Below are 12,276 nucleotides of genomic sequence, written 5' to 3' on the forward strand. Positions count from 1 at the left end.
TTACAGGGACTGTGTTAAATACCCTTGCAATAGGCTGGCTATTGACGCTTGAATTTGCCTTGTCCACGCATAAAAGTGCTCTTTCGAAACCATGAAGAGCTATAAGGTTAAATAATTCAATTAGGTGGCTTAGCTCTGAACCGAAGTGCAGTTAAAAGCTGTTCGGCTTTGAACCGCACCTGTTTTACAAAACACCACTGATTAAGTCAAAACCTAAGCTAAGTAGTATATGTCGTTAAAATTTATACCACAGTCGTTCATCATTAAAGGGAGTTTTATCTGAAAGGTAGGGGTTATCTATGCGTATGATGGTACGATCTGCCAAGTTGGCTTTGGATAATGCTGTTCCGACCATTTCATCATTTTCTAATATTTGATCAAATTCACCAGACTCTATTAATTTAAGCAAGCCATCTTCAATTACACGTGCAAGCTCATTATTGTCTTTTCTAACAAAGTAGTAAGCCGCAAGTGGATAAGCGATGACGAGGTGGGGTTCTACCGTAAGCGGTAAATGCTTATACTTTTTTATTTCACTAAATGGTTCAAAAACACCCCGGGGAAAAGCGTCAAAGCGGCCACCTTCCAGCATATAAAATAAGTTTTCGTACTTTAAAGTTGTCACTAAGTTCATGCCAGCACTTTGCAATATTTTAGCATCAGCCCACAAGCGGCCTTGTCCCATGTTAATAGATCGTAAGTCTTCTATGTTGTTAATATCTCGGTATCGATCTTTATCTTCTTCTCTGACTATCATTAACCTGTAACCCAAAAGCCCTTTAAATAAAGGAATATATATTGCTCTGAGTTCCTGTTCATAAAGTTTTTTAGTGCCAGCCCACATAACATCTAGTTCTTGGCTCTTAAGTTTTTGGACCATTTGAGTTTGGTTCAAAACATGATCATATTGTTTGATTTGGTATTTTTTGTCTTGAGCTCTAGAGAGCACTGTTGATAACAGTTTAAATTGGTATTGGTTATTTAAATCATCGGAGCGATTAACCACAATTTCTTGAGCGTGAAATTTTATTGATAGTGTCATAAGGAGGAGAAAACAAAACAGCGACCATTTTTTCATTCTGTTACCTACCAAAAGTTAATTTAAGAGGGCGCAAGCAGCCACTTGGGCTGCTATTAAAACATTTTACATTATTCGCCGCAGTTTATTCCTCGACGCTCCTTACCTTCTGGTACGTCAGGCGAAATAATAACTTTATCAAGTTTGAAGCCGTCTTCACGCCAATGGAATATGACAGTGTGATCACCCGGTGTCAGATTTGGAATTGAATATTCAGACCATTCCCAAGCCAAATTGCGGTTAGGCTCCAGTTTTGTAAAGCCAGTTTGTGTTGTACCGTCAGAGTATGCCGCAAATATCGAATCATTCGTTCCGCTTGCTCCTGCAATGTAACGATAATATAGTTTGTAATCTTGACCTTGAGTTGCATCCAACTGTTCTTGTGTCACATTAAAATCAAACTGAACATAAGCGGCTTTATCTAACCATGAGGGTGATGTGTCAGCTAAACCTGTGCTATCAACAACGACATATTGTTGACCACTTGCACTATTATCTTCAAGTTTACTCCATGTTGAGCCTACTATTGCGCACTCTGCCTCAAGTGAAATTGCTCCGTTTTGCGGCCAGCTTGGCTCGGAAATCAAAAAAGAGTCCATCAAATAATCGGCATTCTGGCTGTCGATTTGTGGATAGATCACAACGCTCAGAGGTCCTGATAAAGGTTCGGTTAAACCTTGCTCTGCAAAAGTACTTGCTAATGCTATAGTGTGTTCGCCAGCAAGTTCGGTCCAATCTTCACTCGTTACAACCTCACTATCAGTCAATGTAACTATTTGCTCATAAAAATCTTTTGGATCTGCCGCTGTAGGCGTCCGCGGAAATGTATATTTGGCAACCAGTTTAGCATTTACATCGTTAGTCGGTTGAGTAAGTTTAACATGGGCTGAAAATTTGTATTTATCTTGCTGGAACGTATTATTTAGAAGCTCTACCCCAGCAGCGTCGTTGATGTTACTACGACCGGAAACGGCTAATGAATATACGCCATCTTGGGCATCTTGAGATGTCGTTACATTTACACTGTCGCTGTTTGCTTCCCACCCACCAGTAGTGCCATCTTCAAAGGTTGAACGTCCATAAATGTTATTTGATAGATCTCTATCTAAAACAAATCCAGTTTCTTCTTGATCAACTTCCTCAATGGGTAAAACGGTGGTGCTAGATGAATCTTCGTCTGAACAAGCACTTAAAGCGCCTGACGTAACCATTATTAAGAGTATTTTGTTTAGCTTTTGCATTTGCTTATCCCGATAAATTTTTAGGTTTTAACAACCGTACATCAATAATACTTATTGTAGTCATTGTTACCACATCGTTCATTCTGGTCGTTTAAATACTTAATGTCAAGATATTGTTATATTAAATTTAAAAAATCCTAGCGATTCTTAAACACATACTAATAAGCCTTGTAAATAAACTTGTTCTTTTTATGGGGAAAGATTATCTATTTAGTAGCTTTATTTAAAAATTTTCCAAGTTTAAATATACTTTCGAGTGAAAAGGCATGTGGTATTGTTAATATTAATTTTAAAAACACCTAACAATAATTGAAAATGTAGGACATATTCTATATATTCAATTAAATTGTTATTATGACTATTAGGGTAGAGATGAAATTACTTAAATTAAAACTGTTTTTTACAGCATTTACTATGCTTTTGCTAAATAATGCGATAGCAAGCATAGGCACGCCAAAACATACTTACAATTATTATGTTCCATCGGCAGTTGAAATTGTAGGAAAAGAGACGGCAACCATTTATGTAGATAAAAATGCCGAAAAAGGCGTACTTCGTGCTGTGCAAGACTTGCGAAGGGACATTAAAGCCGTGACAGGCAAACGCCTGGAAATTGTGCACGAGATCACGGATATTTCAGGTCAAGCAATTATTATCGGAAATATTGCAACTGATCCCGTCCTATCAGAGCTTCAAACAGGAAATAAAGCTGACTTTTCTGCTATTAAAGGACAATGGGACAGCTTTACGTTACAAACGGTAAATATCCCTCAAGCCGACATATCGAAGGCTTTGGTTATTGCTGGCTCTAATAAACGAGGCGTCATCTACGGCATTTATGATGTGAGTCTACAAGCGGGCGTTTCGCCTTGGTATTACTGGGCAGATGTTCCGATAAAACAGTCAAAAACCTTGTATAGTAAAATTGATAAACCGATTGTAGAAATTCCTAAAGTTAAATATCGGGGTATTTTCTTAAATGATGAAGCGCCAGCTTTGTCTAATTGGACGCAGAAAAATCACGGGGGTTATAATCACAAATTTTATGTAAAAGTTTTTGAACTTTTGTTGCGACTGAAAGGTAATTATTTATGGCCCGCCATGTGGAACAATGCGTTTGCCGATGACGATGCACAAAATATGATCCTAGCAGATGAATACGGCATTGTAATGGGGACGTCGCATCATGAACCCATGATGAGAGCGGACAAAGAATGGGATAGAGATGGCGAAGGCGAATGGCGTTACTCTACAAATGCTGAAAATTTAAAAGACTTTTGGGTGAGGGGAGTAAAACGTAACGCGCCATACGAAAGTTTGTATACTATGGGTATGCGCGGGCGCGAAGATAAGGCAATGGAAGAAGGTGAAAACATTGCATTGCTAGAACGTATTGTTGCCGACCAACGTAAGATTTTACAAAACCATATTACCGACCGCGAGCTGGATGAAATACCACAAGTATGGTGTTTATATAAAGAAGTTCAGGCTTATTACGAAAAAGGCATGCGCGTACCTGATGACATCACGCTATTATGGGCTGATGATAATTGGGGCAATATCCGCCGATTACCAACCCAAGACGAGCAGAGCCGTGCTGGAGGCGCAGGAGTATATTATCATTTCGATTATGTTGGGGGGCCTCGTTCATACCGATGGATTAACACAGTACCTATTACGAAAATTTGGGAACAAATGCATCAGGCTTATGCGTACAATGCCAATAAAATTTGGATTACGAATGTTGGTGACTTAAAGCCAATGGAATTTCCAATCGAGTTTTTCTTATCGATGGCTTGGGATCCGGAAGATTTTAATCGCAGCAATCTATCCGAATATGGTATTGCATGGGCTGAGCGAGAATTTGGTGCTAAATATGCATCACAGATTAATAGCTTAATCGAAGGTTATACGCGCCATAATGGTCGTCGCAAACCGGAGCTTATGTCGCCCGACACCTATAATTTAATGCATTACAACGAAGCGAATAGAGTTGAACAAGAATTAACTGAAATGGTTACGATGGCAGAGCGTATCTATCAAGAAATTGAACAATCTAAAAAAGATGCGTTTTTTCAACTTGTCCTTCATCCCGTTAAAGCCAGTGCAAATTTAACCAAACTTTATATTGCCACTGCCAAAAATCGCTTATATGCAGCTCAAGGTCGTTCATATACGGATGAGTATCGGTTGTTGGCTAAAAAATTGTTCAAGCTTGATGCTGACTTGAAACAGCAATACGACCAATTAAACGGTGGCAAGTGGCAACACTTTATGGACCAGGCTTATATTGGTTACGAGAGTTGGAATGCGCCCCCAGTAAATACGATGCCGGTGTTACATGAATACCAACCTCATGAAGGCGCAGAAATGGGTCTGCAAGTAGAGGGTGAACCGACAGCGTTTCCGGCAAAAAGTTGGTTTTCACTTAAATTTGACTCTCTCGGCCAACAAGAGCGCACGATAGAAATATTCAACAGAGGCTCTAAAGCGTTCAGTTTCAAGGTGAACACCTCAGATGATTGGTTGAAAATATCTGAAATGAGCGGCAAAGTTCTAAATCTTAAAGAGCTAAAAATTGCAATCGATTGGTCGAAACTTAAAGCGGGTAACCACAAGGGGAATGTGCAAATTCGTGGAACAAGCTATCAAAGAGCAAACATCAGTGTTGAAGTCACTAAAATCGAAGAGCATATTAAAAACACCGCAAAAGGCTTTGTTGAAAGTGATGGCTACATTTCAATTAATGCGGCCAATTTTAGTCATAATCAGGGCGCGAGGGGACATCGATGGCAGGTAATTGAAGGTTTAGGCAGAACGAGAGATAGCAGTACAATAGCAGTTTTTCCTAAAACCTATGTTAGCTTTGAGGTAGACGAACCTCACCCTGTTGTAGAATATAATGTCAGCTTTACTTCTAGCGGCACTTTCCCAATTGAAGTATATACTTTGCCAACGTTAAAGATGTTTCCGAACAAAAAGATGCGTTTAGGTATTTCTCTTAATGACCAACCAATTCAAGTGATAGACCTATCGCTAAAAGCTAAAGGTAATGTGTGGGCAGATGCCGTACGTAATTCAGTGAATAAGGCCATTAGTCAATTGAAAGTTAAAACGCCGGGTAACTACAAACTAAAATTGCATATGTTTGACCCAGGTTTAGGCATTGAAAAAATTCAAATTGATACTGGCGGGTTAAAACCCAGTTATCTGGGCCCACCACAAAGCGTAAAGTTATAAGCTTAAATTGGTTAAAATGCGTTGAAAAACCATTTTAACCTGTTGGTGTAAAGTGATACATCTCGCCATTGGCGCTTGCCGAGCCAATGGCGTTTCCATCTTAGGGGTTTTGTTAAACTCCAATAACGCACCTATGTACCAGTCAGGGTGTATCCAACTAAGCTCACGCTCGGGGATGCTTGAGGTTGCCAAATAGTGTTTGAGTAAAGGGTTATCATCATTGTTAAGCAATAAATCTTTTACCAAAGACTCGAAGTCTAATAATGAGTCTGATATTTGGGAATAGTGACGGTACAATAAAGAAGAATGCTTATTGTCACTCGGAAAATATTTGAGCAAACCTGAAATAAAAGCACAAATAAAGTCCAGTGGAGAAAGAATGCTACAAGGATGCCTCCAATCCTGAGGTACCTCTACAACTTTAGTTTGTGCCCCGGATTTTTGCGTTTCAGATTGTAATTTTTGTAGCTCAATTACGCTAGTTTTAATTGCATTCTTTGCGTATTTAATCAACATCGAACTCGTACTGTTTGCTTCAACCGAGTGATAGATGAGTTGGCAGTTTTTAACCCCATTATTGCTGAAAATGCTCGTATAAATTCCGTCTTCAACCTGTTTTATCTGTTTGGAAAATTTGTCTGAGTTATTCGGTTTGGTTAGTTCTTGCCACGTCAGGCCTTGAACTTTTTCGTTGTTATTATTTATAGCCGCAGAATCAATAATTAAGTCGAAATCATTTTCGTATTGCACAGAAGGACTACAAGCAACTTGGCGACATTGCTTTTGACAAAATAACAGGAGCTGAGCTGTGTCGAAGATATAACCAACATCAAAAGTTGAAAAAGGCGAATTTATATCGTCGACCGGCGGAGAAAACTTACCTTGTTTCGCCAACTGAATGGCCAGTGAAAAGTCACTGTAACTACCAATATTATTATTATTTAAGTGTAGCTTAGAAAAAATTTCATGGAATTTGACCGGCCCTAGCGGTGCCCCATAGTTAGAAAAAGCACACCACTTTGGGAAATGCTCCTCAATCGAAGCAAGCTGCAATGCGAGCAAAGGGCGAGGTTGCATAAAATTAAAAAATACATTTTGATCGATACTGCACTGAGCAATTACGGTTTTAAACAATGGTAAAGCTGAAACGACTGCGGGGTAGCATGGTTGTTCCGGTTTACCAGTTACAGTAACTTTTAGTTGCTTATATTGCTGCAATGCTAACGCTATCATCCAAGATGCTAAATTATTCCCCTTGAGTAATATTTTCATCTTAATGTTTACCTAGTATTTTAGCTAAATAATCTGAGTGGCTGGACATACTAGCAATAGACCTATCTTGAGCTTTAGTATAGCGGTTCAAAAACGTTTCTATCTCTTCTAATGGTATATGCCTAGCTCTTGCATCATATTGTTGGGGTACAAGCCCCTGACCAAAGGTAACTGCTAGCCAACTAGGGCGTTGAAACAAGCCGTAATCTGTTTCGAATATCTCTCCCGTTTGCTGATAAGTTTGTATTATTTCTTCCAGCGATGTTGGAAGCTGCATTTTTCTACACGATTGCCAAAACGGTTCGTTACGTTCATTCAACCAGTAATGCAATATAATAAAATCTCTCACTCTGATATATTCGCGCTTAAGCAATCGATTAAATTCTTGTTGGGCGTACATAAAATCATTTTTACTGGGTAGTAGCTCGAGTAAGCGCATGATAGCAACCTGAATCAAATAAATGCTCGTGGATTCGAGTGGTTCTAAAAATCCACTCGATAGACCAATTGCTACGCAGTTTTTTTGCCAGCATTGCTTACGCATTCCAGCTTTAAATTTTATAGTCTTAAATTCAGAAACTTTGGGAATTTGTAAATGCTGACAGAGCAAGTCCGCAGCTTTATTATCAGTTAAATGTTTACTGCTATAAACAATGCCATTGCCCGTGCGGTTTTGTAGCGGAATACTCCACATCCAACCACACGAATGTGCTGTGGATTGAGTATAAGGCGGCATATTTTCAGTTATTTTACTTGGCATCGCAATAGCGCGATCGCACTTTAGCCATTCAGACCAATCCTTGTATTCAACTTGCAATGTCTTGCCTAATAATAGAGCATTAAATCCAGAGCAATCGATAAAAAAATCCCCAGTTACTTGCCGACCATCTTCTAATTGCAGAGCTTTAATGCTTGAGTCAATCGCTAGTTCGACAGATTTAAGGTTACCTTCAATGTGTTTTACACCATTTTTTTCGCTATATGAACGCAAAAAAGTTGCATACTTGGTTGCGTTAAGGTGATATGCATACGAGTAGTTATTAAGTAATCCTGGTGGCTGTTGTTCAGGTAAACAAAACCTAAAACTTTTTGCCGCCATCGAGGCAATTGAATACTTATCTAATTCAATTTTTTGTTGTTTTTGTGTAGCCAATAACAAATGTTGTACTTGTATATTTTGTAGTTCAGTTGCGTAGTCTGAAAACGGATGAAAATAATCAGCGTTATCAGCGCCCCATCCTTTAAATCGGATGGCTAGCTTGAAGGTTGCATCTGTAGCACGCATAAACTCGACTTCGTTAATACCTAACATTGTGTTAAATTCTCGAATATGCGGTATGGTTGCTTCACCAACTCCAACTGTACCAATTTGTGCCGATTCAACGAGAACGACTTGGTAAAAGTCAGATTTTAATGTTCGGGAGAGGGCCGCGGCAGTCATCCAACCAGCCGTACCACCACCTAAAATGACAATTTTTTTTAGTAGTTTAAGAGGTTGTTGATTTTGCATAACGGTTTTACTTTTTATGGCCAAAAAATAACCTTAACATAAAATAAAAAAGCAGATTAAACAAAGTTTAATCTGCTTGAGCGCCTTTCTTTAGTGTCAAAGATTAGAACGTTGCACGCATGAGTAGCTTAATTCGACGATCTTTAGTAAACCAAGAGCGACCTAGTTTTAAGTTTTCGTCTACTTGCATATTAGTTTTCGTGGGCTCAGCAGTTACGTTTACTGCTTGTAAACCGATTTTGATGCCGTTTTTAAATTTATACGTGACTGACGCATCTAGCTGAGCATCATCACCATTATAAATTGGCAATTCAGTTTTGTTATCTTTTGAGCTTAACAAAAACTCAGAGCGCCACTTGTAAGCTAAACGAGCTGACCAACCATTTTTCTCATAGATACCAATTAAATTGTATGTATGGTCTGATTGACCTCGTAGCGGTAAGGTACCTTTAAACTGATCTAGCGCCTCACCATTACCATCAGCAGCACCAATAGCGCCACTATCTAAGTTTGAGTTTGGCACACCCTCAGCTTTGATAAACGAGTAATTAGCGTGTACACCAAATCCATCAAACGGTGCAGGCAAAGACTTGAAAAACTGCTTATAACTTAGTTCTAAGCCTTTCATTGTGCCGTCGCCACCATTGGTTGGACCTTCAACAATTACAGATTGTTTTACACCCGTTGTTGGATTGGTAAACTCTGCATTGTAAGCACCTTTTATAAAGAAATTACTCAAGTCTTTATAGAAGAAGGTGGATGTTAATGCGCCATCTTTATCATAATACCATTCCAATGTTAAATCGAGTTGATTAGATTCCATCGGTAATAGGTAAGGATTACCAGCTGAGCCCGTCCAACCGCCAAAGTCAACTGAACCAGGACGTATTTGAGGTTTTTCAGTTAAATCGACGCCGGTGTCAGGATCCTGAGGCAAACCGGTTGTTGAATCAGCAGGCGCATCCGGATGTGGATTGTCAACTGAATAGACAGGATCCATTCTTTCAAAATTATAGCTATATTGTAGCCGTCCAATATTAACTGTGTTACGTAAATCACCTATATCTGGTAATGCAATCGCTTTTGATATTGCTAAACGAGCAATAAGATCATTGGTGATTTCAGCCTTAATGTTAAATGAAGGCAGTAAACGTTTAGTCACTTTGGTTGCGATACTTTGTGAATAGCTGCCGTCAGCAAATTCTTTTACTTCATTCGGTAGGAAGTTGTATGGGTCATCTAAAAATGCGACGTCGTCATACACTAAATCTAAACCCATATCTGAAAGATCAGACCCAGGCTCCCAACCTTCAGGAGCTTGCGCTTCTACAGGTAAACGAGGGAAGGTAATAAAGCCTTGAGATTTATTTTCTACTTCAACATATCTTAAACCTATGTTACCGGTAAACCTGTGATCACCAATATCTGAGTCAAAGTCTAAGCGTACATAAGCAGATTTATTCGTTTCAATGGTTGTACTAATCTCGTTATCACGGAAATAACCATCTAAATCTGAGTATGGCTCGCAATAATCAACACCTTCAATCGTAGGGTCGGTTCGATAAGGCGTTGGTTTAAATTGTCCGCACGATTCAGCTAAGGTTCTAACTTTTTGTGAAAACTCAGTATAATTAGTGAGTAAATCATACGATGGGTGCAACATGACATTGTTTTCACCAATTTGTAAGACACCACCACGGTGGAAGTTACTCCAATCTAATACATCGTATTCACTATCCATGCCAGCAGCTTCTGATATCGCGCCATCTAACCAACCAGTACCACCATAAAAATTATCTTTATCTTTTAATTCTTCATATAAGGTACCAGATTGCAATGATGACCATTCAGCTTTCAAAGAGCCCCAGTTATATGCCGCTTTTCGGTTGATCTGTTCACGCTCACGCCACCTTACCCCAACTTTGACTGTTGAGAAGAAGTTAGTGTCTAAATAATACTTGGCATCTAATTTGATTGCATCAGAGGTGCCGTCATTGTCTTGGAAGTTATCTGAAGCCGAACGCCAATAGTACGAGCTTTTCTTAGTGAAATAATTGTCGTGGCCTTCAAATAGCCCTTGCTGTTGATAATAAGCAAGCTGCTCTGGATCTGTCGAACTCCAGGGACTTTCCATTTTCAGTGTTGGCGTGTCACCATTACCGATAATGTCGTAAGTTTGATTAGCGAATAGTTGATACTCGAGACCGACACTAATTGAATCACTCGAAGCTTTAACATGCTGCACATCGAATTCAAGCTCCAAAGCGTCAGTTGCTAACCATTTAACATTTAAAGATAAATCTTCAACTAAACTATCACTGTCTCCATAACCTGAAGTCGCCGAAGTCCTAGGGCCATAATCAATCGTATTATCCGCGTTTTCATAACCTGGAATGCTGTCGGTTAAAGCTTGACTCCAAGTTGGGATTCGACCGCCCATAGCATATTGCTGTTCAATATATGTGAAAGTACCAGATTCGAACAACCCTTGCTCGTTGATATTCCAAGCATCGTCGCCCTGCGGTGCCATAAAGTATGTCCCCATACCTGCACCAAATTGAGCAACATGACTTCGACTTGTGGAGTCACTGTCTGAGCGAATGTATTCAAGTGTTGCTTTTACACTTTCATCTAGAGTTTTCCATTGTAAAGCGCTACTCATACCGATACGTTTTCGCGTGTTCGTTCTCATTGAAGCGCTACCACCTAGAGGAACCAGAGCGCCGTATGTATCTGGTTCAACGTAGTGCTCATGAGATTCGCCACGACGAGCAATATCTGCAAGTGTACCTGTATAGTGATACAAACCATCGTAATCACCTAAATAGTCAGCGTAATCATCTACTGAGTAAAAATCATAACTACGTGTTTGCATACCATGGGCTTCAGTCGTGATTTCAGAGCTTGACGCGTTGATCAAAAAGCCCCAGTGACCTGAATCGGTTTCCCATCTATTGCTATATAAACCGGAATATGAAGGACCAATATCGCGAGCAAGATCACCCCAGACTGCTTCCGCAGCAACAGATATTCTTTCTCCTCTAGAATCAAAAGGTTTACGAGTACGCAAACTAATTGTGCCTGCTATACCACCCTCCATCATGTCTGCCGTTTGGTTTTTATAAACGTCAATCCCAGCCATCAATGTTGCTGGTACATCAGAATAACTCAAGCCACGGCCGCTCGTTGCTGAAAAGGTATCACGACCATTAAACTCACTACGTGTTTGCGTCATGCCGCGTACAACCGCATTCGAACCTTGAGCTGAGAAGTTATCGGCATCATTTGGTGACGCAAATTGGTCTATTGAAACACCAGGAACTCGAGCCAAAGACTCCAATACACTAGCATCAGGTAGAGAACCAATATCTGTAGCACTGATAGAGTCAACGACAGTATCAGCGTTTCTTTTTATTGACAACGCAGTTTGAAAGCTTTGCCTGATACCTGTTACTTCAATTGTCTCTAAATCTTCGTCTTCAGCTTGAGTCGAAGATTCTTCTGCTGCGTATACTGGTGATACCAACCCTATAACAGCAAGAGTCAGTAGCGTTTTTCTAAATTTAGGCTGTTCATTTCTTTTATGTGCCATGTTACACCCGTTTGTTTGTTACAAATTATTGATGATTGTCACAGTGACGTGCATGACCAATCTAACAAACAGTTTATTCGACTATATATCTGTAGTCAATTAGACTATATAAAAAATGTTACTAAAATTTAATTATAACCTGTAAATTTTAACATTTACCTAGGGTGATTATAGTGTCAAAAATTAAGCTACGCCCCTATTTCTCTTGGTTCTAGATGCATTTACTTTAACATGCAATTTTATTTTTGTGATTTTTATTATTTTTGCCTTCGAATATATATTTTAATTGTTTAGAGTGTGTATATATTTTTTATTTGTTAACATATTTGCTTTATCTTTTTAT

General features: G+C 39.3%; 6 protein-coding genes. 1 reads left to right on the plus strand and 5 read right to left on the minus strand.

Annotation, left to right across the window (positions count from 1 at the left end; genetic code table 11):
- Positions 1-235: 235 nt before the first annotated feature.
- Complete coding sequence (locus OLW01_RS14395) at positions 236-1,078, minus strand: type 2 periplasmic-binding domain-containing protein (protein ID WP_268076634.1); 843 nt, start codon at positions 1,076-1,078, stop codon at positions 236-238.
- Between the two features lie 71 nt (positions 1,079-1,149).
- Positions 1,150-2,319, minus strand: coding sequence for a carbohydrate binding domain-containing protein (locus OLW01_RS14400; RefSeq protein WP_268076635.1), 1,170 nt, complete (start codon positions 2,317-2,319; stop codon positions 1,150-1,152).
- A gap of 372 nt (positions 2,320-2,691) precedes the next feature.
- Here OLW01_RS14400 and OLW01_RS14405 point away from each other — a divergent pair, with 372 nt between their 5' ends.
- Positions 2,692-5,559 (plus strand): glycosyl hydrolase 115 family protein, encoded by a 2,868-nt coding sequence (locus tag OLW01_RS14405; protein ID WP_268076636.1) that lies wholly within the window; start codon positions 2,692-2,694, stop codon positions 5,557-5,559.
- On the opposite strand, the gene OLW01_RS14410 is transcribed toward OLW01_RS14405, so the two are convergent.
- The 3 genes from OLW01_RS14410 to OLW01_RS14420 form a co-directional block, all read right to left on the minus strand.
- A complete protein-coding gene (locus tag OLW01_RS14410; RefSeq protein ID WP_268076637.1) occupies positions 5,554-6,831 on the minus strand; it encodes a tryptophan 7-halogenase in 1,278 nt (425 codons plus the stop codon). The two genes, OLW01_RS14405 and OLW01_RS14410, sit on opposite strands and share 6 nt — an antisense overlap.
- A gap of 1 nt (position 6,832) precedes the next feature.
- Positions 6,833-8,341, minus strand: coding sequence for a tryptophan halogenase family protein (locus tag OLW01_RS14415; RefSeq protein ID WP_268076638.1), 1,509 nt, complete (start codon positions 8,339-8,341; stop codon positions 6,833-6,835).
- A 103-nt stretch (positions 8,342-8,444) separates the two neighbouring features.
- Positions 8,445-11,933, minus strand: coding sequence for a TonB-dependent receptor (locus OLW01_RS14420; protein WP_268076639.1), 3,489 nt, complete (start codon positions 11,931-11,933; stop codon positions 8,445-8,447).
- Between the last annotated feature and the right edge of the window lie 343 nt (positions 11,934-12,276).

It is taken from the genome of Catenovulum adriaticum, assembly GCF_026725475.1.
Lineage (GTDB): Bacteria > Pseudomonadota > Gammaproteobacteria > Enterobacterales > Alteromonadaceae > Catenovulum > Catenovulum adriaticum.

Coding starts and splice junctions, on each gene's coding strand:
- OLW01_RS14400 (WP_268076635.1), bottom strand. CDS start 2,319: ATGCAAAAGCTAAACAAAATACTCTTAATAATGGTTACGTCAGGCGCT.
- OLW01_RS14405 (WP_268076636.1), top strand. CDS start 2,692: ATGAAATTACTTAAATTAAAACTGTTTTTTACAGCATTTACTATGCTT.
- OLW01_RS14410 (WP_268076637.1), bottom strand. CDS start 6,831: ATGAAAATATTACTCAAGGGGAATAATTTAGCATCTTGGATGATAGCG.
- OLW01_RS14395 (WP_268076634.1), bottom strand. CDS start 1,078: ATGAAAAAATGGTCGCTGTTTTGTTTTCTCCTCCTTATGACACTATCA.
- OLW01_RS14420 (WP_268076639.1), bottom strand. CDS start 11,933: ATGGCACATAAAAGAAATGAACAGCCTAAATTTAGAAAAACGCTACTG.
- OLW01_RS14415 (WP_268076638.1), bottom strand. CDS start 8,341: ATGCAAAATCAACAACCTCTTAAACTACTAAAAAAAATTGTCATTTTA.